Annotated in this window: 21 protein-coding genes; 13 read left to right on the plus strand and 8 right to left on the minus strand. The window is 56.0% G+C overall.

Annotated elements, in window-relative coordinates; all coding sequences use genetic code 11:
- The first annotated feature begins 5 nt into the window (after positions 1-5).
- The 4 genes from VF694_RS13475 to VF694_RS13490 are packed head-to-tail and all read left to right on the plus strand — an operon-like array spanning position 6 to position 6,442.
- Positions 6-1,784, plus strand: coding sequence for an N-6 DNA methylase (locus VF694_RS13475; RefSeq protein ID WP_440164621.1), 1,779 nt, complete (start codon positions 6-8; stop codon positions 1,782-1,784).
- The gene (locus VF694_RS13480) at positions 1,784-3,763 is read left to right on the plus strand and encodes a restriction endonuclease subunit S (protein ID WP_440164624.1); all 1,980 of its coding nucleotides are present in this window, start codon (positions 1,784-1,786) and stop codon (positions 3,761-3,763) included. The genes VF694_RS13475 and VF694_RS13480 overlap by 1 nt, the downstream gene beginning before the upstream one ends.
- A gap of 1 nt (position 3,764) precedes the next feature.
- A complete protein-coding gene (locus VF694_RS13485) occupies positions 3,765-5,594 on the plus strand; it encodes an AAA family ATPase (RefSeq protein ID WP_440164627.1) in 1,830 nt (609 codons plus the stop codon).
- Positions 5,591-6,442, plus strand: coding sequence for a hypothetical protein (locus VF694_RS13490; protein WP_440164630.1), 852 nt, complete (start codon positions 5,591-5,593; stop codon positions 6,440-6,442). Before VF694_RS13485 ends, VF694_RS13490 begins: the two co-directional genes overlap by 4 nt.
- Positions 6,443-6,788: 346 nt before the next feature.
- Here VF694_RS13490 and gyrB read toward each other — a convergent pair whose 3' ends face one another.
- The 3 genes from gyrB to dnaA form a co-directional block, all read right to left on the minus strand.
- On the minus strand, positions 6,789-9,242 hold the full coding sequence (gene gyrB, locus VF694_RS13495; RefSeq protein WP_003800764.1) for a DNA topoisomerase (ATP-hydrolyzing) subunit B: 2,454 nt from the start codon (positions 9,240-9,242) through the stop codon (positions 6,789-6,791).
- Between the two features lie 76 nt (positions 9,243-9,318).
- Positions 9,319-10,428 carry a DNA polymerase III subunit beta gene (gene dnaN, locus VF694_RS13500; RefSeq protein WP_003800766.1) on the minus strand — a complete coding sequence of 370 codons (1,110 nt, stop codon included), beginning with the start codon at positions 10,426-10,428 and terminating at the stop codon, positions 9,319-9,321.
- 2 nt (positions 10,429-10,430) lie between these two features.
- Positions 10,431-11,828 (minus strand): chromosomal replication initiator protein DnaA, encoded by a 1,398-nt coding sequence (gene dnaA / locus VF694_RS13505; protein ID WP_003800768.1) that lies wholly within the window; start codon positions 11,826-11,828, stop codon positions 10,431-10,433.
- A gap of 224 nt (positions 11,829-12,052) precedes the next feature.
- Between dnaA and rpmH the strand changes: the two genes are divergently transcribed.
- From rpmH to VF694_RS13535, 6 genes are all read left to right on the plus strand, one after another.
- A complete protein-coding gene (gene rpmH, locus VF694_RS13510) occupies positions 12,053-12,187 on the plus strand; it encodes a 50S ribosomal protein L34 (protein WP_003800771.1) in 135 nt (44 codons plus the stop codon).
- 66 nt (positions 12,188-12,253) lie between these two features.
- Positions 12,254-12,619: a ribonuclease P protein component gene (rnpA, locus tag VF694_RS13515; RefSeq protein WP_003800772.1), complete on the plus strand. Its 366-nt coding sequence runs from the start codon at positions 12,254-12,256 to the stop codon at positions 12,617-12,619.
- Positions 12,616-12,858, plus strand: coding sequence for a membrane protein insertion efficiency factor YidD (gene yidD / locus VF694_RS13520; RefSeq protein ID WP_035269485.1), 243 nt, complete (start codon positions 12,616-12,618; stop codon positions 12,856-12,858). Before rnpA ends, yidD begins: the two co-directional genes overlap by 4 nt.
- A 107-nt stretch (positions 12,859-12,965) precedes the next feature.
- Positions 12,966-14,633, plus strand: a complete 1,668-nt coding sequence (gene yidC / locus VF694_RS13525; RefSeq protein ID WP_440164636.1) for a membrane protein insertase YidC — start codon at positions 12,966-12,968, stop codon at positions 14,631-14,633.
- Positions 14,634-14,985: 352 nt separating this feature from the next.
- Positions 14,986-16,428 carry a catalase gene (locus VF694_RS13530; RefSeq protein WP_003800775.1) on the plus strand — a complete coding sequence of 481 codons (1,443 nt, stop codon included), beginning with the start codon at positions 14,986-14,988 and terminating at the stop codon, positions 16,426-16,428.
- Between the two features lie 105 nt (positions 16,429-16,533).
- Complete coding sequence (locus VF694_RS13535) at positions 16,534-16,923, plus strand: VOC family protein (RefSeq protein WP_003800776.1); 390 nt, start codon at positions 16,534-16,536, stop codon at positions 16,921-16,923.
- A 66-nt stretch (positions 16,924-16,989) separates the two neighbouring features.
- Here the strand turns inward: VF694_RS13535 and VF694_RS13540 are convergent, their stop codons facing one another.
- The 4 genes from VF694_RS13540 to argE are packed head-to-tail and all read right to left on the minus strand — an operon-like array spanning position 16,990 to position 21,202.
- Positions 16,990-17,961, minus strand: coding sequence for a tripartite tricarboxylate transporter substrate-binding protein (locus VF694_RS13540; protein WP_059318432.1), 972 nt, complete (start codon positions 17,959-17,961; stop codon positions 16,990-16,992).
- Between the two features lie 30 nt (positions 17,962-17,991).
- Complete coding sequence (locus tag VF694_RS13545) at positions 17,992-18,996, minus strand: ornithine cyclodeaminase family protein (protein WP_003800779.1); 1,005 nt, start codon at positions 18,994-18,996, stop codon at positions 17,992-17,994.
- Positions 18,997-18,998: 2 nt separating this feature from the next.
- The gene (locus tag VF694_RS13550; RefSeq protein ID WP_301606236.1) at positions 18,999-19,973 is read right to left on the minus strand and encodes a threonine ammonia-lyase; all 975 of its coding nucleotides are present in this window, start codon (positions 19,971-19,973) and stop codon (positions 18,999-19,001) included.
- A gap of 32 nt (positions 19,974-20,005) precedes the next feature.
- Positions 20,006-21,202: an acetylornithine deacetylase gene (gene argE / locus VF694_RS13555; RefSeq protein WP_003800783.1), complete on the minus strand. Its 1,197-nt coding sequence runs from the start codon at positions 21,200-21,202 to the stop codon at positions 20,006-20,008.
- A 108-nt stretch (positions 21,203-21,310) separates the two neighbouring features.
- Here argE and VF694_RS13560 point away from each other — a divergent pair, with 108 nt between their 5' ends.
- The 3 genes from VF694_RS13560 (at position 21,311) to VF694_RS13570 (ending at position 24,228) form a co-directional block, all read left to right on the plus strand.
- Complete coding sequence (locus VF694_RS13560) at positions 21,311-21,913, plus strand: helix-turn-helix domain-containing protein (RefSeq protein WP_230406229.1); 603 nt, start codon at positions 21,311-21,313, stop codon at positions 21,911-21,913.
- Between the two features lie 283 nt (positions 21,914-22,196).
- Entirely contained in the window at positions 22,197-23,570 is a 1,374-nt protein-coding gene (gene mnmE / locus VF694_RS13565) for a tRNA uridine-5-carboxymethylaminomethyl(34) synthesis GTPase MnmE (protein ID WP_003800786.1), read from the plus strand.
- 268 nt (positions 23,571-23,838) lie between these two features.
- Positions 23,839-24,228 carry a DUF6180 family protein gene (locus VF694_RS13570; protein WP_003800789.1) on the plus strand — a complete coding sequence of 130 codons (390 nt, stop codon included), beginning with the start codon at positions 23,839-23,841 and terminating at the stop codon, positions 24,226-24,228.
- Between the two features lie 123 nt (positions 24,229-24,351).
- Here VF694_RS13570 and VF694_RS13575 read toward each other — a convergent pair whose 3' ends face one another.
- On the minus strand, positions 24,352-24,852 hold the full coding sequence (locus VF694_RS13575) for a hypothetical protein (RefSeq protein ID WP_440164644.1): 501 nt from the start codon (positions 24,850-24,852) through the stop codon (positions 24,352-24,354).
- Between the last annotated feature and the right edge of the window lie 67 nt (positions 24,853-24,919).

A 24,919-nucleotide genomic window follows, 5' to 3' on the forward strand; every position in this document is an offset into this window, starting at 1 on the left:
ACAAGATGAATCTTAGCAGCACCATCAAATCCATCCAGGACATCATGCGCAAGGACGACGGCGTCGACGGCGATGCCCAGCGCCTTGGTCAGCTAACTTGGATGCTCTTTCTTAAAGTATTCGATCAGCGTGAGGAAGAATGGGAAGACGATAACCCCGCCTACCAATCACCCTTGCCAGAGCGTTTCCGCTGGCGCAACTGGGCGGCTTACAAGGCCGATGCCGACGGCAAGAAGAAGCCGCAGATCGCAGGCAGCGAATTGATCGGCTTCGTCAATAACGAACTGTTTCCCGCGCTCAAGGATCAGATCGACGCGGACCGCAGCCCCCAGCACAAGGTCATCCGCGAAGTATTCCGCGATGCCAACAACTATATGAAATCCGGTCCGCAGATGCTGGCCGTGATCGAAAAGCTGGAAGAAGCCATCAACTTCCACGACTTCAAAACCCGCGCCAGTCTGGGCGATGTCTACGAGCAGATGCTCAACGACCTGCGCGGTGCAGGCAATGCTGGCGAGTTCTACACCCCACGCGCGATCACCGCCTTCATGGCCGACCGCGTCAACCCGCGGCTGGACAAACGCGAAACCGTGATGGACCCGGCCTGCGGCACCGGCGGCTTTTTAACCGCCACCATTGACCACTTCCGCAACCAGCTCACCACGAAGTCCAGCACCGAAGACAAGCGTGCCATCGAAGAGCTGATCCACGGCATCGAAAAGAAACAACTACCCCACCTGCTGTGCACTACCAACATGCTGCTGCATGGCATCGACGTGCCCAGCCAGATCGAGCACCGTAACACACTGGGCATTGGCTGGAATGAATGGAGCGCCAACGACAAGGTCGATTGCATCATCACCAACCCGCCGTTTGGTGGTTATGAGGACGATGGTGTCGGCAGCGACTACCCGGCCGATTTGCGTACGCGCGAAACCGCCGACATGTTCATGGCGCTCATCATCAAAAAGCTGCTGAAAGAAAATGGCCGTGCTGCCGTAGTGCTGCCCGATGGTTTTCTGTTTGGCGATGGCATCAAAGGCACGCTGAAAAAATTGCTGCTGCGCGACTGCAAGCTACACACCATCATCCGCCTGCCCAAAGGCGTGTTTGCTCCTTACACCACCATCAAGACCAACCTGCTTTTCTTCACCAAGGGCAGCACGGTCGATGACGGCACCGAACACTTCCACACTGACACCATCTGGTTTTACGAACACCCGTACCCGCCGGGGTACAAGAGCTATTCCAAAACCAAACCCATCCGGCTGGAAGAGTTCAAACCCGAGCAAGACTGGTGGGGCCGCGAGGCCAACGACTTTGCTGACCGCGTGGAAAACGAATTCGCCTGGAAGGTGGATTTCAAAACTAAACGCGAACAGGCCGAAGCCGCCGCAAAGCCACACTGGCAACGTGCCGAAGAGCTGAACAACCAGGCCGCTGTACTGGAAGGGCAAGCGCGCGACCTGCGCAACGGCTTAGTAGGCAGCACCGATGCCACCTACCGCGAAAAGATCGAAGCCCAGATCGCCCAGCTACGCGCGAACGCCGAACCACTGCGCCTGCAAGCGCGTGACGCGCAGGCGGCGGGCGACCGTCTCTACTGGCCTATCTTCAATCTCGACCTGAAAAACCCAAACGCGCCGGAAGAGGAAATCCATGACCCGGACCTACTGCTGGAAAAATACAAAAAGCTGTTGGGCGAAATTGAAGAAACTGAAAACCAGCTCAAGAGCGAACTGACGGCCGCGCTGGCGCATCACTTTGTCGGCGAGGACGCCTGATGGATGCGCAGCAGTTTTTGGCGGAGTTTGGGCATATTGCCAATGCACCCGGTGGTATTGGGAAGCTGCGTGAGCTGATCCTACAGATGGCTGTACAAGGAAGGTTGATCGCCTCAACAGAGGCTGACGAATCGACATGTGTTTTACTTCATGAAGTACGCTCGATTAAAGCTGACCTGGTTTTAGATAAAAAGCTTCCACGCGAAAAACCGTTTCCAGAGATTTTGAAAAAGGAAACCCCTGTTGATTCTCCACCGCATTGGGAATGGGCACGTTTTGGTGAGCTCTGGCAATTATTGTCTGGTCGTGATTTAGAGCCTAGCCAGTACAACGATTCCAATAATGGAATTCCATACATAACGGGTGCCAGTAATCTTGAGAACGGCGTCATCAACGTTAACAGATGGACGTCAGAACCTCTTGTAGTTTCAATTACAGGTGACTTGCTGGTCACATGCAAGGGCACTATTGGAAAAACGGCATTCAATACTCTTGGTGAGGCACATATTGCTCGCCAAATCATGGCAGTAAGGAATTTTTCAGAAAAACTAAATACAGGCTTTTTGAAAATCTGGCTTGATGGGTTTGTTAGTCAACTGGTGGAAAAATCCAAAAGCATGATCCCAGGCTTTTCAAGGGATGACCTTTTGTTAGCTCCTTTTCCAGTAGTTCCTATCGAAGAGCAATCCCGCATTGTCGCCAAAGTCGATGAGCTGATGGCTTTGTGCGACAAGCTGGAAGCACAGCAGCAGGCCCGCCGCAAACTACAAAACAACCTACGTCAGTCCACCCTGCAAGCAGTCGCCAGCGCCACCAGCTCATACGAACTGCAATCAACCTGGACCCGCCTAACCGACAATTTCAGCCGTCTGTTTCATGCGCCGGGAGATGTGGCTGCGTTCAAGGGCTTGATTCTCGACTTGGCTGTGAGTGGCGAGTTGTTGAACATTAAACATCGCCATGCTGCTACTGGTGCCGACTTGCTCAATGCTATTGCAGAGAAACGTATTGAATGGTCACAGGGGTCGGAAGGGCAGGAGCAAAAAGAAGCCTTGGCGATGCTAAAGAAGCTGCGAACTCAGCAAGTGCGTATTCCCGAAGATCCTTTGCCGGAACACTGGGCATGGGCGTCACTGCTTCAGGTATCACAAGCAGTTGTTGATTGCCACAACAAAACCGCGCCCTATGTCGGCGAAGGCATTCACCTCATTCGAACTACTGACATTCGTAACGGCCGGATGGATTTATCCAGCACACGGAAGATTTCAGAAGAGACGTATGCCTATTGGGCGAGGCGTATGCCTCCAAAGGGTGGCGACATCTTCTTCACGCGTGAAGCTCCAATGGGTGAGGCCGCGATTGTCCCTGATGGAGAAAAGGTGTGCCTCGGACAACGCTCAATGCTGATCCGACTTTTTCCTGAACTGTTCAGTAATCGTTTTCTTCTATATGTCATTCAGAGCCCGAGCTTTCAAACACGAATGATCGAAGCCGCGATTGGCATGACGGTCAAGCATCTGCGAGTAGGTGGCGTTGAGGATCTCGTTGTTCCGGTACCACCCAAGGCAGAGCAAGATGAAATTGTTGCCATCGTCGATGCGCTTTTCCGCATGTGCGACCGTTACGCAGATCAGCTTTCTCGAAAGCAGCGCATTGCAGCCAGTCTTGCTGCCAGTGCCGTGTCCAGCCTAACCGGCATCGCCATTGAACAAGAAGAGGAACCTATGAAAGCCCCGCAAACCGTATTGATCGCGCCGCTGCGGCTGGGCACCACGCCCGACATCAAAGCCCAGGCGCCGCTGGCCACTATTCTGGCTCGTCACAACGGCGAAATGAGTGCCAAGGATTTGTGGCAGCGCTTCGGCGGCGAAATCGATGCCTTTTACGCGCAACTGAAAGCCGAGGTAGCACACGGCTGGATTTTGGAACCGGCTCCCGCCGAAATGCGCGAAAAGCCGGCCGATACGGTGAGCGCCTGATATGCAACTGCTTCGTATCCGTATCCCGTCCTTTCGCAATTTGCGTGGTCTCGACATCGCTTTCGAGACGCACTTGCAAACTGCGGTGAGTGCGCCTGCTGAGACACAGCACAAGCCCATCCGCACTCATGCGCTAATCGGCCAGAACGGCACCGGCAAATCCAACCTGATCGAGGCGCTGATCACCATTTTTCGCGATGTGGATCTGGACCGCGAGGCGGCGTTCGACTACACGCTGGAATACAGCATTCGCGGACACGCTGTGCGCATTGAGGCGGATACCTCCAAGCAGAAGCGTCCTTATGTATGGGTGGATGGTGACCGTGTTAGCCAAGAGTACCTGACCAAAAACGACACGCCAGGCAAAGAATCGCCCGATCATCGTCGCGGCCCTCGCCTACTACCAACACATATCTTCGCTTACTACTCTGGGCGCAATGAACGCATTGAGATGTTGTTTCAGGAGCATCAGCGCCGTTTCAACCAGCGCCAGGAAATCACCACGGACGAAGTGCTTTCCGAGCAGTTGCTGAAAAACTTTACCGGCTCTGAGGCGGATATTCGAGCCGTCGAAGATGCCAAACGCCGCCGCGATGCGCGGCTGAAGCAAGCGGGTGACGACCGCCTGCGCCGACTGTTCTACTGCCGTGGCGGGCATAGCCAGTTAGTGCTGCTGGCGTGTTTATTGTCCGACGACCCGGTATTCAAGAAGGTACTAAAAAACTTGCACATCGAGTCGCTGGAGTCGGCTTTGTTTGTGTTAAAAGAACCGCACCGTCTGCGTGAAAAGCGTCGTAACGGCAAGTTTGATGAAGAAGAACTCAACGAAGGCGACCCACGTTTCTGGTATGCACGCGGCAATGTGGTGAGCGAGTTTCTCGACAAACTGTGGCAGGTGGCTTGGGCGCCGATTGAACAAGAAGCCACAAAGCAAATCGACTTCCGTGGTCGCAGCGAAAAACAGAAGCAGCTTTACTTGTACGTCCCCAGCCAGAAAAAACTCAAGGAGTTAGGCGAACTGGTTGGCGGCACCGATAGCTTCTTCCGCTACGCCGAGGGCGCCTACATTGGCGACCTGATCGACGAGGTGCGCATCACCGTTAAGAAGCGCGATGAACATGGCGGCAAGGTGAGCTTCACCCAACTCTCCGAAGGCGAGCTGCAAATGCTCACCGTGCTGGGCCTGATGCGCATCACTCGGGAAGACCATTGCCTGTTCCTGCTCGACGAACCGGACACCCACCTCAACCCGATCTGGAAGCTGCGCTACTTCGACGATATCGAGGGCGTATTGGGTGATAGTCATGTCGGTGGGTTCGACAGCGGTGCGTTTGATAGGAGTGCTTTCGATACATCCGCAGGGCAATCTCAAATCCTAATCACTACCCACGACCCGATGATGGTGGGCAGTCTCAAGCGAGAGCAAGTGCACATCCTTCGCCGCGATGGTGGCCGCACGGTGGTGGATGTACCCGACGAACATCCGCAGGGCATGGGCGTGACCGGGCTACTTAAAAGTGAGCTGTTTGGCCTCTCGTCCACACTCGACATCGAAACCGAGCGCCGCTTGTTCCGCCGAAATGAACTTTTTGTGAAGTCACCCCGCACATCGGAGGAGGATGGTGAGTTGAGCCGTCTGTCAGCCGAGTTGTCCGATCTTGGCTTTTCGACGGCTGACTTCCGCGATCCTGATTACGCGCTGTTCGTGCGAAAAATGGCGCAACACCGCCGCTTCCGTAAACCCGTACTCACGTCCGAGGAGCAGGCCGAGCAAGATGCGATTGCCGATTCCATCATCGACGAAATCTTGCGAGAGGAGACGGGGAAGTGATTTTCATCGATCTGGAGAACAAGCTGCCTACTGATGCCGATCTGCCTCCGGAGATTCGCTGGACGAAGCCCGACTGGGACGCATGGCTGGCTGAGTCTGCACGCCTGGTAGGTGAGTTGGCGAAGCTTGACGCCGAAGGGCAGATCAAGGAGCGCAATGAGTTAATCGATAAACACGGCGGTCACTGGGGAAAACTCAAGCCATGGTTGTTAGCACTTTCGGACGGCAAGTGCTGGTTCACTGAAGCGCGCGACATCGCCTCACACCTCGATGTTGAACACTTCCGCCCGAAAAAGGCTGCGCGCAACATAAAAGGGCCAGAGCGTGATGGCTATTGGTGGCTAGCATTCGACTATATGAACTTCCGGATCGCCGGTACCGTACCAAATCGGAAGAAGGGCGCTTGGTTTCCCCTCCGGCACGGTTCCCAATGCTCGACTTATGCCCGTCGCTGCGAGGGGGATGAAGTTATGCACTTTCTCGACCCGACGAACGCCCATGATGTCACGCTGCTTGCTTTCGACGAGGAAGGGAAGGCCGTTCCTGCACCTGGTATCCCGCGCTGGGAGCGCGTGCGTGTGAAGCGCACAGTGGAGCGGCTGAAACTCACCGAGCACCAAGCATTGTCGGAGGAGCGTCGAAAGGTCTGGCAGAAAACGACAAACCTGATTAACAAGTATCTGAAGGCGCTATCTGAGGCCCGAACATCTGCTGCGGCGCGTGAGCGGGTAAGAGCCGCCGCTCGCGACATTGTCTGTCTCACAAAGCCAGATGCCGAGCTTTCAGCAGTGGCGAAATGCTGCATCCGTTTGCGCAACGATCAACAGCTAGCCAGGCTGCTAGGTTGAGTACCGATATCTCAGAAATCCATACGCCGCAAACATTGCCGTTCTTATTTTGTCCGATAAGCCTGACCAGCTACGTCTTCGTAGTCGAAAGAGTGGACGGCTTTGGGTCGTTATGCAAGTCTTTACGTAACGATTCTTGCTGACAGTCGGAGGAGCAGGAAGCAGACGCTTAAGACATACTCCACGTTGCTGGCGCGTGCACGTGAACGTGTTCGCCTAGCCGTGTCGACGGAATTTTTCGAGGCAATTTACTTGGTCGAAAAAGAAGAGGCCACATCACGGCAGCCTCTTCTGCAATATCTAAATTTTTTGGGAAAAATCTAAACTCCAACGGGATCCTACATCATCAAATATCCAGGTTCCCCGCCTGCAAGGCATGAGTCTCGATAAAGGCACGGCGTGGCTCCACGTGATCGCCCATCAGGGTCGTGAAGATTTGATCCGCGTCGATGGCATCGGCAATCTGCACACGCAAGAGGCGACGGACGTTGGGGTCCATGGTGGTTTCCCACAGCTGGCTGGGGTTCATCTCACCCAGACCTTTGTAGCGCTGCTTGCTCATACCGCGCTCGGCTTCGGTCAACAACCATTGCATGACTTCACGGAAGTCATCGACCTCGGTTTCACGACGTTTGTCACCTTCACCGCGTGCGACCTTTGCCCCCTCACCAATCAGGCCGGCAAAGGTCTCGCCCGCACGGGCCAGGGTTTGATGGTCGGCGCCACGCATGAAGTTGCGGTCGAACACGGTCACGCGGATATTGCCGTGATGCAAACGCTGCACCACTACGCGCCAGGATTCGCTGGCCTCATCAAAGGCCGCAAACACTTTCACCACGTTAGGCATCGCCTCGTCATACAGTGCTTTTTCCAAATCCTGCGCGCTTTGCTCAGCCTGCTCCTGAGTATCCAGATTCAGCTTCACGCCTTCAGCCAGCGCAGACAAAGCATCACCGTCCATATGGCGCGACAGACGCTCTATCACGCCCTTGGCCTTCACATAGCGGTGAGCATAATCGGACAGGGCCTCGCCGGTGATGGGAGCCGCGCCTTCGGATGGGGTCAGCACAGCATCGCGCAGGGCCAACCTCAACATGAATTCGGCTTCCTCGGCGTCGTCCTTCAGATAAATCTCTTCACGACCCACCTTGACCCTGTAGAGCGGCGGCTGGGCAATGTAGACGTAGCCACGCTCGATCAGCTCAGGCATCTGGCGGTACAGCAGCGTCAGCAGCAGCGTACGAATGTGAGCACCGTCCACGTCCGCGTCAGTCATGATGATGATGCGGTGGTAGCGCAGTTTGTCGATATCAAAGTCCGGGCCAATGCTGGTGCCCAGCGCGGTGATCAAGGTGGTGATCTGTTCACTGGAAATCAGACGATCAAAACGGGCTTTTTCAACGTTCAGCACCTTGCCGCGCAAAGGCAGAATAGCCTGGAATTTACGGTCCCGGCCTTGCTTGGCCGAACCGCCTGCGGAGTCACCCTCCACAATGTACAGTTCGCACAGGGCGGGATCTTTTTCCTGACAGTCGGCCAGCTTGCCGGGCAGGCCAGCACCTTCCAGCACGCTTTTGCGACGTGTCATCTCGCGGGCTTTACGGGCCGCCTCACGAGCACGGGCCGCTTCCACGATCTTGCCACACAGCGCCTTGGCGTCGCCGGGGTTCTCCAGCAACCAGGTTTCCAGGGTCCGACCCACCGCTTCTTCAACGGCAGGGCGCACTTCGCTGGACACCAGCTTGTCTTTGGTCTGGCTGCTGAATTTGGGTTCGGGCACCTTGACCGACAAAACGCACACCAGGCCTTCGCGCATGTCATCGCCCGAGGTGTCGACCTTGGCTTTCTTGGCCAGCTCGTTATCGGCAATGTATTTGTTCAGCACGCGGGTCATGGCCGCACGCAGACCGGTCAGGTGGGAACCACCATCACGTTGGGGGATATTGTTGGTGAAGCACAGCACCGTCTCGGCATAACTGTCGTTCCACTGCATGGCCACTTCAACGGACACTGTCGTGCCGCCGGCGCTGGATTCGGTGGCAACACTAAAGACATTTGGGTGCAGCGGAGTCTTGTTGCGGTTGATAAAGTCAACAAAGCCTTTGACCCCGCCCAGGAAGGCAAAGTCTTCTTCCTTGCCCTGAATCTCGTCAACCAGACGGATCTTGACGCCATTGTTCAGGAAAGACAGCTCGCGCAAGCGCTTGGCCAGAATTTCGTGGTGGTATTCGATATTGCTGAAAATCTCCACGTCGGCCAGGTAACGCACGCAGGTGCCCGTGCGGCCTTCTGCGGGGCCGGTCACCGACAAGGGCGCCGTGCGCTCACCACGGCGAAACTCCACCTGATGTTCGTTACCGTTGCGCCAGATCGTCAGCAACAGCCATTCGGACAGGGCATTCACACATGACACACCCACACCATGCAGGCCGCCAGACACCTTGTAGGAGTTCTGGTCAAATTTGCCGCCGGCATGCAGTTCGGTCATGACGATTTCAGCGGCGCTGCGCTGATGCTCGTCGTCCTTGTGGATATCGGTTGGAATACCGCGGCCGTTATCACACACCGAAATGCTGTTATCGGAATGGATGGTGACGACGATATCGTCGCAATGACCGGCCAAGGCCTCATCAATCGCGTTATCCACCACCTCGAAAACCATGTGGTGCAGGCCGGTGCCATCGGACGTATCCCCGATGTACATGCCTGGACGCTTGCGCACGGCCTCCAGGCCTTTGAGCATTTTGATGGAATCAGCACCGTAATCGGCTGGCTGGGTGGTCGTGGTTTGATCGGTCATAGCATAAAACCTTGTAATAGCCTGTCTGCTTCAAGCGGGCATGACCCGGCGGGCCATGCCTGTCGAACATGCCGCATTAAATGCGCATCGGCATGACCACGTACTTGAAGTGTTCTTGCTCGGGCAGCGTCATCAACACCGAGGCGTTGGCATCGGGCTGCACAGACCAGCGGACTGTTTCGTCCTTGATGCTGGCCAACACATCGAGCAGATAGCTGACGTTAAAGCCAACGTCCAGACTTTCGTGTTCATAATCAATATCCAGCTCTTCGACCGCTTCTTCCTGCTCGGCATTGGAAGCGGAAATCTTCAGCTGGTTTTGCGACAGTTGCAGTCGCACGCCACGCAGTTTGTCGGTGGTTAGGATGGCCGCACGTTGCAAACTGCCTTGCAGCACGTCGCGGCTAACATCAAAGTGGCGGGTGTAGTTGGAAGGGATCACGCGCGCAAAGTCGGGGAATTTGCCTTCCACCAGTTTGGAGATCAACTCCACATCGCCAAAACGGAAACGGATCTGACGGCTGGACACATCAATATTGACCAGATCGTCGGTATCGCCCAGCAGACGCTGCATTTCCAGCACGGTCTTGCGAGGCACAATAATGTCGTGGCGCTCCTGCACACCGTCAATCGCAGTGGCATTATGGGCCAGGCGGTGCCCGTCCGTGGTCACCGTACGCACCATGCCGGGCTCGAACACCAGCAACATGCCGTTCAGGTAGTAGCGGATATCCTGCTGGGCCATGGCAAAGTGCACCGTGTTGAACAGGTGCTTGAGGGTGCGCTGGGGCATGCTCAGCGACACATCCCATTGCTCGGGCAGGGTAAGCACTGGAAAATCAGCCGCTTCCAGCGTCTGCAACTGAAAACGGCTCTTGCCAGACTGAATGGTCAGCTTGCCGCTGTCCAGACCCAGACGCACGTCACCAAAATCGGGCAGGGCTTTGAGAATGTCCAGCAGCTTGCGGGCTGCCACCGTGGTGGCCGCATTGTCCTCACCCACACCAAAGCCGGCATTGGTGGTGATCTGCACTTCCAGATCTGTGGCCAGGAAAGAGACGTCCGAGCCGTTTTTACGCAGCAGGATGTTGGCCAGAATCGGCAAAGTATGGCGGCGCTCCACAATGCCAACAACTGTGGATAAGGGCTTTAGCAATGCGTCGCGGGTAGCTTGAACGAGTTGCATGGTCATCCTTTGAGAGTTTGTTCCAGTACGTGTAATGCGTGATTCAATTCGGCTTGCTTGGTGCGTGCGTCCGAGATCTTGCGCACTGCGTGCAGCACCGTTGTGTGGTCCCTGCCACCGAAAAGATCGCCAATTTCCGGCAAACTCTTTTGGGTCAGTTCCTTGGCCAGATACATGGCCACCTGACGCGGCATGGCGATATTGGCGGGGCGGCGCTTGGAGTACATATCCGCGACCTTGATTTTATAAAAATCGGCTACGGTTTTCTGGATATTTTCCACGGTGATCTGCCCATTGGAGACGGACAGCAAATCCTTGAGCGCATCCTTGCACACTTCCACCGTCAGGACATCGCGACCATGAAAACGGGCATAAGCCGAGACCTTGCGCAAAGCTCCTTCCAGTTCACGCACGTTGCTGCGCAAATGCTTGGCGATAAAGAAGGCCACTTCTTCCGGCATGGCGATGCCTTCGGCCTGAGCTTTGCGCAGCAAAATTGCTACACGCATTTCCAGCTCGGGTGGCTCGATGGCCACGGTCAGACCGGAGTCAAAGCGCGAGATCAGGCGGCTATCAATATTGGCCAGCTCTTTGGGGTACGTATCCGAGGTGATGATGATCTGCTTGCGCTGGGCCACCATCGCTTCAAAAGCGTAGAAAAACTCTTCCTGCGTGCGGTTCTTGCCGGCAAAAAACTGAATATCGTCAATCAGCAGCAAATCCAGCGAATGGTAATAACGCTTGAACTCGTCAAACGCCTTGCGCTGGTAGGCCTTGACCACGTCTGACACGTACTGGTCGGCATGGACATACCGTACCCGCACACCATTGCCATTGGCGACCAGCGCATTGCCGATCGCGTGAATCAGGTGTGTCTTGCCCAAACCCACGCCACCATACAGAAAGAGCGGGTTATAGGAGACACCAGGATTCTCGGCCACCTGCAAGGCCGCAGCGCGTGCCAGCTGGTTGGCTTTACCCGTTACGAAATTGTCGAAGGTCAGTTCGGCATTCAGGCGCGAGCGATCCTGTACCGCATCCACCACCGCGGTCACGGCCGGATTGGCGCCGGGCGGGGCCAGGTTCTCACCGGCTGGACTGCCGGCAGGCGCGGGCGCGGCCCGGTCAGCCAGGGCGCGACGAGGCGCCGCGCTGGCCGAAGGCAGCTCGAACTGAACCGTTACGGGACATTCGTAGAAATCCGAGGCCAGTTCCTCGATGCGCGTAGCAAAATTCTTGCGGACCCAATCCAGCTTGAAACGGTTAGGAGCAGAAACGCGCAACACCCCGGCCTCACTATCGAAGTCCAGGGGAACCAGTGGACGAATCCACGCACTTATTTGTTGGGGGGGAAGCTCCTGCTCCAATTTCTGAACGCAGGACTGCCAGAATTCATTCATCGGTCATCACTTCTGTAAACCTCGATTCTACCCTGAGCTGTGCCAAGTTATCCACAGGCTAACAAATTTAGTTGCGTAATATCGGGCTAAATAATTGACACAACAGAAAGAATTTGCTGAAATGACGGGCTTAACACGATTTTTTGTTGCCAGATCCCAAGCCTTTGTGCTGTCGGGGTGGAGATTTTCTGCGATTTCTGGCGGCTCATTTTTTTGGATACACCATGAAACGCACCTACCAACCCTCTGTTACCCGTCGCAAGCGTACCCACGGTTTTCGCGTTCGCATGAAAACTCGCGGTGGTCGCGCTGTTTTGAACGCACGTCGCGCCAAAGGTCGCAAACGTCTGGCTGTATAAGCCATGTCGGGATGCGTGGCCCAGGGCAATAGATCTTTCTAAAGCCCGGCTCCCACGTTACGCATCATGCGTGCCTCCTTTCCAGCTACGGCTCGCTTACATAGCCCCACCGAATACGCGCTGTCACTTAAGGGACAACGCGTAGGTCGCGGGGCTTTGTTCGTGGTCACTCGCTCTCGTGGCGAAGATCCACAGCAAACCGAAGGCGCCCGTTTGGGACTGATCGTCCCCAAGCGCTTTGCCAATCGCGCCGTCACCCGCAATACCATCAAACGTATCTTGCGTGAAACCTTCCGCCACAAACGCGCAGGTTTGCCTAATGCCGCCTATGTCTTTCGGCTGCACAGCAAGGTACCCCAGGTGTCGCTGACCGCCTTAAAGCAACTGGTTCGCACCGAAGCCGACACCTTGTTTGCCAAGGTACGGCCATGATGCGCAAGTTGGCGTCAGCGCCGATCCGCTTTTACCAGTTTTTCCTGAGCCCCTGGATCGGACGAAACTGCCGCTTTACTCCCAGCTGCTCGAACTACGCCTTACAGGCCATTGACATTCATGGCCCGCTCAAAGGGCTCTGGCTCGGTGGTGTGCGTATCTGCCGCTGTAATCCCTGGTGCAAGGGAGGGCATGATCCCGTGCCCGCTCGCACGCCCGAAGACCGCAACACTTTCTAGAATCGTCCTGGTCTGCGCCTTGTTTTTCAAGGCAACCCCCTGTTTGCAGACCAGCTACGTTAAACTGCTAAGCTTTTGCTCAGCTTTATAAATGTGATACAGGCGCTATGGATATCCGACGCACCATCCTTTGGATGATCTTCTCCTTTGCACTGCTGCTGCTGTGGAACAACTGGCAGGAATATAACGGCAAGCCATCGCTGTTTGCCTCTACCCCGGCCACCACACAAGCGCCAGCAGCTTCCGACGAACCTGCCCAAAATGGGGGTGTTCCCGCTGCTCAAGAGCCCACTGCGTCTGCTGCCTTGCCATCGAGCAACAGCGCGGTGTCCGCGAAAGCGCAAACCATCGACATTACAACGGACGTCTACAAGCTTGGCTTTAGCACCGAAGGTGCCCAGCTGGTCAAAGCGGAACTGTTGAAATATGGCTCGCCCGAGAATCCTGAACAACCCATGGTGTTGCTGGACAACTCGCCGGCCTCCATCTACCTGGCCCAATCCGGTATTGTGGGCGCCGCCGGGCAGACCCTGCCCAATCACCTGACCCCGTTCACCTTGGTCTCGACCCAGCACAACATGACCGGCGACACGCTGGATGTAGTGTTCGAAGCCACCTCGGACGATGTGAAGGTCACCAAAACCTACACCCTGCACAAGGGTCGCTACGACATTCAGGTTCGTCACGACATCCAGAACAATAGCGGCGCTGCCATTGACCCGCGCCTGTATCTGCAGTTGACCCGCGACGGCAATAACCCACCTGATTCGTCCCGCCTGTACAGCACCTTCACCGGTCCTGTGGTCTATTCCAGCGGCGACAAGTTTCAGAAAATCACCTTCTCGGACATCGACAAGAACAAGGCCAGCTACGCGCGCAACGTCGATAACGGCTGGATCGGGATGGTGCAGCATTACTTTGCAACCGCCTGGGTTCCGGTCCAGGACGTGCAGCGCACCAACGAGATCCTGAAGCTGGGCAACAACCTGTACGCCGTGCGCACGCTGGAATCGGTCGGTTCGATTGATGCCGGCCAAAGCAAGGCTGTGGACGCCTCCCTGTGGGTCGGCCCACAAGACCAGAAAGCCATGTCGCAACTGGCAACCGGCCTGGATCTGGTCGTCGACTACGGCTGGCTGACCATCATCTCCAAGCCTTTGTTCAAACTGCTGACCTGGCTGCACTCCTTGCTGGGTAACTGGGGCTGGGCCATTGTGGCGCTGACCGTGCTGATCAAGCTGGTTTTCTTCCCGCTGTCGGCCGCCAGCTACCGCTCCATGGCCAAGATGAAGCAATTTGCTCCTCGCATGCAAGCGCTGCGCGAGAAGTTTGGCGACGACAAGGCCAAGCTGAATGCCGCCATGATGGAGATGTACCGCACCGAGAAGATCAACCCGCTGGGCGGCTGTTTGCCCATGCTGGTTCAGATCCCTGTGTTCATTGCGCTGTACTGGGTGCTGCTGGGCAGCGTCGAGATGCGCGGTGCGCCGTGGATTCTGTGGATTCACGACTTGGCCGCGCGCGACCCCTGGATGATTCTGCCCGCCATCATGATGGGTACCATGTTCTTGCAGATCAAGCTGAATCCAACACCGCCTGATCCAATGCAAGCCAAGGTCATGATGCTGATGCCTCTGGTCTTTGGTGGCATGATGTTCTTCTTCCCCGCCGGTCTGGTTCTGTACTGGTGCGTGAACAACATCTTGTCCATCGCCCAGCAGCGCTACATCATGGTGCAGATCGAAAAGAACAGCGCGAAAGCCGCCAATAGCTAATTCGTTCTGGCCCAGAAAACCCCGCTACCCTTAGCGGGGTTTTTTTTCGCCTGTTGCTTATACCTGATTGCACTAAACGCGACGGCCTGCCAATAATGCTTTGTCACACCGCACTAAAAACCCGTCTTTGGTCATTTATTAACGTTCCTTGTCTGGCCCGTTCGTAGAAATGTCATTTTATGTGTTTCTACTTACCGCTATGATCAGGAGGAAAGCCCGTCAATATAGCGAAAAGCTATGCGTTCACTAAAATCATTTGATTTAACTATTTCGACCAAGGCCAGTAGACTGATCTCAACTTCTTAAAACGACCCGCCCCCTCAGGTCGGGTCAGCTTAAACGGAGAATCACAATGAGTAAGAAAACCCTGACGACCGCCGCCGGCCGTCCTGTTGAGGAGAACCAGAACTCCATGACGGCAGGCCCCCGTGGTCCCGTCCTGATGCAGGATTATTGGCTGTTGGAGAAGCTGGCTCACTTTGACCGTGAACGCATCCCGGAACGCGTGGTGCACGCCAAAGGCTCGGGCGCGTTCGGCACCTTTACCGTGACGCACGACATCACTCAGTACAGCATGGCCAAGGTTTTCAAGCCAGGCAGCAGCACCCCCGTTTTCTTACGTTTTTCCACCGTAGCTGGTGAAGCAGGAGCCGCCGATGCAGAACGCGACGTTCGAGGATTTGCCATCAAGTTCTATACCGAAGACGGAAACTGGGACCTCGTGGGCAATAACACTCCTGTCTTCTTTATACGGGATCCATTGAAATTCCCTGACTTCATCCATACACAGAAACGCGACCCGCGCAGCCACCTGCGCAATATGAGCGCTGCCTGGGATTTCTGGTCCTTGTCGCCTGAATCCTTGCATCAGGTCACTATTTTGATGAGCGATCGGGGCCTGCCCTGTAACCTTCGCCAACAACACGGTTTTGGTTCCCACACCTACAGCCTGATCAATGACAAGGGTGTGCGCCACTGGGTGAAGTTCCACTTCAAATCCCAGCAAGGCATTGCCAACTACACCAATGAAGAAGCGGCCAAGGTAGTGGGCCAGGATCGTGAAAGCTCGCAACGCGATCTGTACGAGAACATCGAAAAGGGCAACTTCCCACGCTGGGCGCTGCGTATTCAGGTCATGACCGAAGAGCAGGCGCGCAACTACCACATCAACCCTTTTGACGTGACCAAGGTCTGGCCACATGGCGACTTCCCGCTCATCGATGTGGGCATGCTGGAACTGAACGAGAACCCCACCAACTACTTCGCCCAGGTTGAACAAGCCGCCTTTACGCCGGCCAATCTGGTCCCCGGCATTGGGCACTCGCCTGACCGCATGCTGCAAGGCCGTATCTTTTCCTACGGCGACACCCAGCGCTACCGCTTGGGCGTAAACCACGGCCTGCTGCCTGTGAACGCCCCCCGTTGCCCGTTTCACAGCTACCACCGCGATGGCGCCATGCGTACTGGCGACAATAACGGCGGCACGATCAACTACGAGCCCAACAGCCAAGGTGAATGGCAACAGGCTCCCCGCAGCGAACCGCCCCTGGCGCTGGACGGCCAGCCTGCAGACCACTGGGATCACCGGGTAGACGACGATTACTACTCGCAGCCTGGCAATCTGTTTCGCCTGTTCAACGACGAGGAAAAGCAACGTCTGTTCAGCAATATTGCCGATGCCATGGCAGGCGTGCCGACAGAAATCATCGAGCGTCAGCTGGGCCACTTCACCCAGGCAGACCCCGCCTATGGCGCAGGTGTGCGAGCGGAACTGAGCAGACGCGGACAGCTTTAAACCCTGACCGGGTCTGTAAAGCCCTAAAAAGATCGGCCCCCCGCTCTACAATCGGGGGGCCGATCTTATTTGCACTGGCCCTGCGTTTCCCTACCGAGTCCCACCATGAAATTTGGCTACACCATCATCTATGTTCCTGACGTCGGCCAGGCACTGGACTACTTTAATCGCGCCTTTGGCCTGTCCACCAAAATGTTGCATGAGACCGGGCTGTACGGCGAGCTGGAAACCGGCCAAACGACCCTGTCCTTTGCGGCGGAAATGCTGGCGTACATGAATTATCCAAAGGGTCATTTATCACCGCACGCGTCAGAAGTACCGCTGGGTATCGAAATCGCCCTGGTGTGTGACGACGTACCTGCCGCTCATGCCAAAGCGCTGGCAGAAGGGGGCACAGAACTGGCGCCACCACAGGAAAAGCCTTGGGGGCAGATGGTGTCTTACGTACAGACGCCCGAGCGCATCGTGGTGGAGTTGTGTACGCCGGTGAAATAAACCCGTTGCACGCAAAAACGCCCTACACAAAGGCAGGGCGTTTTTTGTTGTGCCTGGTCTGGCACCTTACTGCTGCAAATACCCCGACTCCTTGATGATCGGTCCCCAGGTATCCAGATCCGCCTGAACCGTACGGGCCAGTTCCTGCGCATCGCCCGACTCGGGTCGAAAGCCGATCGGCACAATCGCGCTTTCAATTTTAGGCAGCTTGGCCACTTCATTGAACGCATCCTGGAACTGCTTGACCATTTCCGGCTCCATACCCAGGGGCGCAAAGATTCCCATCCAGCCCGAAGCCTTCAGGTCTCCGTAGCCCATTTCTGCAAAGGTAGGCACATCCTTGAGAATAGGCAGACGTTGCTCGCCTGTAATTCCCAACACGCGAACTGAACCGGCGGCAACATGTTCAGTAATCATGCCCACGGCATCCACCCCAGCAGGGATATGATCGCCCAGCAGGTCATTAATCAAAGGGGCGCCGCCTTTATAAGGCACAGGAGACATCTGGATATCATTCTTTTTGGCGATGCTGTAACCCATGAACTGGGGGGCACTGCCAGGGGCGGGAATACCGTAGTGGCCGTATTTTTCCGGCTCCTTGCGCACCAGCTCCACATACTCTGCCAAGGTATTGGCGGGCGTGGTTTTGCCCACCACAAAGATATGCTCGAATTTGGCGATCACGGCTACCGGCGCAAAATCCTTCATGGGATCGTAGCTGACTGTTTTCACGGTCAGGGGCAGGGTGGTCATCATGTGATTGTTCGCCACCAAAAGCACCGAACCATCCGTGGGCGAGCGCAAGAAGCCTTGAGCCGCAACCTGCCCACCCGCGCCTGCGCGGTTGTCCACCACCACATTGACACCCAGTTTTTCACGCAGTTGTTCGGCATATACACGAGCCACGGCATCTGCCGTTCCTCCGGCCGGGTAACCCACGACCAAACGTATGGTGTCGGGCAACTTGCTGGCCACCGACAGGCCTGACGCCAATGCCAACGCTGTTCCCAGCAAAACCTGCGCCCATTGCTTTTTCATCACTTGTCTCCCTACCTCTAGTTGACGCTATTAAAGTGCTACTACTCGTCCCTTGCCCTGGGCGGCATGGCGGCTTAGCAAAGCAGCTGCCGTCAGCACATCCTCAAATGCCAGTCCCAAAGACTTGAAAATCGTGATCTCTTCATCGTTCATGCGCCCGGCGGCTTCTCCCTGCAAGACAGCACCCAGCTCGTTCAACTCTGTATCCGCGGACAGATAACCCTGCTTGCAGGCATTCAAAAATTCACCCGATTCATTACGGGTCGATTGGGCGCGGTCCACAAACAAGCGACCTGCCGTCATGGTGGGGCCATCCAGCTCACTGCTGGCCGGCGTACTGGAGCCCATGGCGGTGACATGGGTGCCGGGGCGCAGCCATTCACGCTGCAAAACAGGTGTGGCCGAACTAGTGGCCGTAAGCACCAGATCAGACTGGGAGACGGCTTGCGCGGCCGACACCTCAGCAATCAAGGGACAGTCCAGATAAGCCTGGGCTTCTTCAATAAAATGCTGGGCCGACTGGGGCGAACGCGTAATCACAAAGACCTTGCTCAGACGGCGCACCTGCGCGACGGCACGCAACTGCCATAAAGCCTGATGGCCGCCGCCAAACAAAGTCAGCACGCTGGCATCGGGGCGCGCCAGCAAATCGGTTGCCAGGCCGCTGACCGCTGCAGTCCGTAACGCCGTTACGCTGCTGGCATCGACAATGGCACGCGTCTCGCCGGTCAAACCGCTCATCAAAAGTACACAGCCTTGATGAGGGTCTTTGCCCAGGCGAACATTGTCAGGAAACAGCGTACCCATCTTGGCGCCGTACAAGGGCTCGGGATAGATCTCGGGCATATTGATGCAGGCGGGCATCATGCCCAGAAACCCACAGGACAAATCGCTGCGCACAATGGTGCGTAAAGGCTGATCAATACGCCCTTGCTGCAGGGCAATAAAGCCTTGGCGCATCAGGTCAATGGCAGCGCCCATCTCCAGCCCCTCATACACTTCCTGAGCTTTTGCGACATACACATTCAGCGTCATGATTAACCTTGAGCCACAGGCGTAGTGATGTGGCGGACAAAGGTGTCGGTATCCGTATTGGAGCCGCAAAACAGCACGCCCACCCGTTGCCCGGCCAGATGTTTGCGCAAGGGAAACATCAAGGCGGCGGTTGCCACGGCACAGGCCGGCTCGGTGGCCATTTTGAACTCATTGAACAGAAAGTGCATTCCAGCGCGGATCTGGTCGTCGTTGACGGTGACCAGCGTATCGATATTGTCCTGACACACGCGGAAGCTGAATTCGTCAGTATGCGGAGCCATCAGACTATCTGCGATGGAGTGCATCGCGCCAATTTTTTGCGGCTCGCCCGCCTGGCGACTAAGTGCCATAACGTTCGCACCCACAGGTTCAATGCCATAAACCACACAATCAGGCTGCCATAGCTTGACGGCGGCCGAGACACCCGCGGCCAACCCACCACCACCAATCGGCACCAGGACCGCATCCAGCTTGCCCGCTTGCTGCAACCACTCATAGCCCAGCGTGGCAGTTCCCAATACCGTCGGGTAGGTGCTGAAGGGATGAATGAAGGTCTTTTGTTCGTCCCTTTCAATCTGGCGCACCAGCTCGAACGCCTGCTCGCCGTTATCGGCAAAGACAATCTCGGCCCCATATTCGCGGCACAGGGCTACGCGCGCCGGGCTGGCTGTCTTGATCATGACGGTCTTAGCTTTCACACCCATTTGATGGGCCGCATAGGCCACCGCCACCGCATGGTTGCCGGCCGACACGCAGGTCACTCCTTGCTGGCGTGCGTCTTCGGACAGGCTCAGCAAATTGTTGAACGCCCCCCGTGCTTTGAACGTGCCCGAGGCCTGCAAATGCTCAAATTTGAAATTGACGGCGCTATCCAGACGCCCGGTCTGATAATCGAACACGGGCGTCTGGCGCACATAGGGGCGCAGACGCTCATGCGCCTGCACCACGTTTTCCTGGGTAACTTTGTCTGTTGTCATGGATTGTCGTTGAAACCGGTTTGTCTGTTTTTTTAAGAAGCGACGGCCTGGCTGCGGATCAAGGCGCGCAAAAACTGCTCGCACTGCTCCACTTGAGCCAGTTCCACGTACTCATCCGGGCGGTGAGCCTGCTCAATATTGCCGGGCCCACAAATAATCGAAGGAATACCGGCCTGTTGAAACAGGCCTGCCTCGGTGCCATAGGCTACTTTGCGCACGGTGTCATCACGTGTCAGTTCCCGTACCAGCTTGGTAATGGCCGCTTGCTCCTCAGGATTCAGCCCGGGGGCGCTGGCCAGCTTTTCCAGCTCTACCAAGGCATCCGGATGCTCGCGGCGCATGGCAGGCAAAACCTTCAGATCGATAAACTCACGGATTTCCTGCAGGATCGGCTCGGGGTCTACGCCAGGCAGGTTGCGATATTCAAATTCAAACTCACACAAATCGGGCACGGTGTTCAATGCAATACCGCCGCGAATCATGCTGGTTTGCAAGGTCGTGAAAGGCACATCGAAATCATGATCGTACGGACCCATACTTTTGTAATCATCGGCCAGATCGCGGATAGCGGTAATGATGCGCGCCGCATGCTCAATCGCGTTCACGCCCTTGGGAGTGAGCGAAGAATGCGCGGCGCGACCATGCACACGGCAGCGATAGGCATTAATGCCTTTATGCGCAACGATGGTACGCATGCTGGTTGGCTCCCCCACCACGCAACCTTCGGGATTGACTCCACGACGCACCAGATCGTCAATCATCACCGGGGCGCCTACGCAACCCACCTCCTCATCATAGGAGTACGCAAGGTGAATCGGCTTGGACAGCCTGGTCGCCAGCATCTCGGGAACCAGTTGCAGGGTGACGCCGACAAAACCCTTCATGTCGCAGGTGCCACGACCATACAGCCGCCCATCACGCACTTCGGCCTTGAAAGGATCGCTGCTCCAGTTCTGCCCATCTACCGGCACCACATCCGTATGGCCGGACAAAACAATGCCGCCGGTGCGGGTGCCATCGGCGGCGGCAATGGTGGCAAACAGATTGGCCTTGCGACCACTGGCGTCATGCGTCAGCACCGTTTCCAAGCCTTGCTGCTGCAAATAAGCTTGCACGTCGTGAATCAGTTCCAGGTTAGATTCCCGGCTTGTCGTATCATAAGCAATCAGTTTTTTTATCCATTCCACCGAGGTAGAGGGATAAGCAGTAGGATCAAACATCGCAGTCATGCCTTCTTTCTCCAGCGTAAAGCGTGTAGTTCTATACAATAGGACAGAGTTTTCTTATAAGAAAATTAATAATATCTATAAGAAAGCCGTTTATTACTTCTTTAGGTTATGACAAAAGACTTAGCCAACCCCGCTCCCAATTTATTAAGCAAAACCGCCATGGGGGCTCGCATACGCGATGAACGCAAACGACAGGGTTTGACCCTGCTTATGTTGGCACGATTGTCCAATGTATCCCTATCCACCCTATCCAAGGCAGAACGTGGCCTGATTGGTCTGAGCTACGAGAAGTTTCTGGCCGTCAGCCGGGCCTTGAAAATGGATCTGTCGGATTTGTTCAAAACGCCGCGCGACCAGAACGAATCGGGGATGGATATTTTGGTAGGACGGGCTTCGCGCACGGTCACCTACCATGCACACCGCTATGAATACGGCATGCTGGCCTCAGAATGGATCAACAAGAAAATGACACCCATGCATGGGCGCGTGCTCGCCGGCAAACCTCGTGATGCCAGTGACTTCAGTCAGCACGAAGGCGAAGAGTTTATTTTTGTCATTGAAGGGCAGTTGACCATGCAGTTTCAGGACGGTCGCCGTCACGTACTGCAAGCGCGCGACAGTATCTACTTCAAGAGCAACCTGGGACACCTGTACTTGTGTGAACACGGAGAAAGCGTGGAAATTCTGGTGGTGTGTGTCAACAACCATTAAGGACCCAGGCGCAGACGACAGGCCACAGCCGCGGTGATGACACTGCCCATCGCTTTTTCAATGGCCTTGAGCTCTGCCAAGTGATCCCAATAGTGGCCTGATTGCCTGATTGCCTGATTGCCTGATTGCCTGATTGCCTGATTGCCTGATTCTCAAGAGCCTAGGCCACTCCCCCATAAACGCACGTATTTCAACCACCTGCACAGGCCTTAGCTCCAAGCCCGAACCGTCCGTCGCCTCCATTACAATACGGTTCTGTTCCGCCTCTTTGATCGATCTGACCATGTCCAGCTCTTCCCCTATTGTGGCTATTGCCACCGCCCCCGGCCGGGGTGGTATTGGTGTTATCCGTGTATCCGGCAAGGAGCTTGATACGCTGATTCAAACCTTGTTTGGTCGTACGCTGCAAGCGCGTCATGCGCACTTTTTGCCCTTCAAGGATGCACAAGGCCAGGCCATCGACGAGGGCATCGCGCTTTTTTTCAAAGGCCCGCACTCCTACACCGGTGAAGACGTCTTGGAACTGCAAGGACATGGCGGACCCGCTGTACTGCGCCGCTTGCTGGATCGCTGCCTGGAAGCCGGCAAGGAGATGGGCCTGCGACTGGCCGAACCCGGCGAGTTTACCCAGCGCGCTTTCCTGAACGACAGACTGGATCTGGCCCAGGCTGAAGCCGTGGCAGACCTGATTGACGCCTCTTCGGAAGCCGCTGCCCGCAGTGCGGTGGCCTCACTGTCCGGCGTGTTCTCCAACAAGGTCAACGCCCTGGCCGACCGGATTATCCATCTTCGCATGCTGGTGGAAGCCACCCTGGATTTTCCCGAGGAAGAAATCGACTTTCTGGAAAAATACCAGGCCGCCGCCACGCTGCAAGGCATTCAGGACGAGCTGGAAAGCATCCTGCAGCATTCGCGCCAGGGGGCGATTCTGCGCGAGGGCCTGCACGTCGTACTGGCAGGCCAGCCCAATGTGGGCAAATCCAGCCTGCTCAATGCGCTGGCAGGCGAAGACGTGGCCATCGTGACCGATATTGCGGGCACCACCCGCGACCGCGTCATGCAGTTGATCCACATTGATGGCATTCCCCTGCATATCGTGGATACCGCCGGTCTGCGTGAAACCGAGGATACGGTCGAGCGCATCGGCATTGCCCGAACCTGGGATGAAATCGCCAAGGCCAACGTGATCGTGCATCTGCTCGATGCACGCAACCCACAAGACGAACTGGATAGTGCCATTACCACTCGTCTGCCATCGCACGTACCCGTGCTGCGCGTCTATAACAAGATAGACCTGCTGAGCGCCGAGCAACAGGCTGCCTTGCCTGCCCAGGAAAGCGGCGCCACCGTGCTGCCCATTTCTGCCCGTAAAGATGTCGGTCTGGACACACTGCGCCGCACCTTGCTGGATATCGCAGGCTGGAACCCCGGCAGTGAATCCCCCTGGCTGGCACGTGAACGACATCTGCGGGCCCTGGAACGGGCGGAGTACCACCTGAGCCTGGCCGCAGAACATGCCACCCACAGCGATCAGGTGCTGGATCTGTTTGCAGAGGAACTGCGTCTGGCCCACCTGGACCTGTGCTCGATTACCGGCGAGTTCAGCAGCGACGATTTGCTAGGGGAGATTTTTTCCAGTTTCTGCATCGGGAAGTAATACTGGACCTGCCCCCGGTCGCTCCTGTCCCTATCTGGCATCAGCCTGCGAACTCAGCGCTGTACGAAGCATCTTGGTCCGCTTGAGCCACCCCAGCAGGGCACAGGGGCGAAACACCTGCAACGGTCTTGTTCCATCCCTGTCACTGAACGTCCCGTTTTTGCCTCAGTAAAAACCCGACTTTCCCGCTGAATTACACGCTGTCAAAGCCTGTCCTTATCAATCAGGTCTATGCTGAACGTTCCATCGTCTCCTGCGGGAGGACATCATGTGCACAGTCAGCAAATGGGTTTTGATGGCCGCATTACTGCAGGGCGCCTGGACGGCACACGCCCAGCACCTGCACCCTCTGGAGCTGGAGGCCGAGCAGCGCTCCATCTCCCGCCTAAGCGTAGCCCAGTGTGTGGATACCGTCAGACAGACGGCTGCAGGGGAGGGGTACCATCAGCGCACTGATCCGAGCATCAGCGACGAATTGGGCGTGTATATTGGCGCTGCCCCTTTAGGAGGCGGCTCGCTGGTCGTGTATTGCATTGACCTGAAACCGTCGACCGCCTACATCATTCATACCCGGGCTCAGGTCAGCGCCGAACTCATGTCGCCTCACCAGCTCAATCACAAGATCGCACAGGCATTGACGGTAGCGGCCCAGCCCTGAACACGTGCTGGGCCGGGTCACCGATGCTCGGAACCCGTGAAGAATGCAGCAACGGGATCATGCTGTTCCACTGGCACTGCGGGTGGCGCTTCAAGCCGCCCCCCAGAGCCAGTGGATTGACCTTTATTTCATCAATAAATCCCCGACCTCAATACGAGCTTCGCCACCTAGCTCAATGTCGTCCATGACCTTGTTCAACATGGCATGCGCACTGGACAAGGCACCGTTCAGGCTGGTCAGCTCCGCTTGCACACGTTCCAATTCCTGTTTTTTCTGCGCTTCGCTCAATTTGTCATTGGCCTGAATTCGCTGCAGCTCCATCAATTTTTGTTGAATCTGCTCTTTCAAATCACGAATTCGTTTAAGAATCTCTTTAATGCCATCGGGCAGGGAGCTGTCATCAATATCTTTGTCGCGCTCTATCTTGCTGGCCTGCTGACTCGTCAGGGACAGCTCTTTTCCCAAAGGTGACAAGCTCACAGTAATACGCACCGATGAGTCTACAGCTGCATTTTCATTCTGCCCGGATACTGCCGGGGGCGTCATGGCGGTCGCGTGCAAAGGCTCGGTCACAGGCATAGTTTGTTGATGTACCAACCCCTGCCCACTGATTTCTATCGACATAGTTTCCTCTCTTTAACACTTTATCCCTTAGAGGTTACGGCTGACCGAGAGTAAATCTTTACCGTCA

This window comes from Alcaligenes sp. Lyrl_28 (assembly GCF_051948705.1).
Classification (GTDB): Bacteria; Pseudomonadota; Gammaproteobacteria; order Burkholderiales; family Burkholderiaceae_B; genus Alcaligenes; species Alcaligenes ammonioxydans.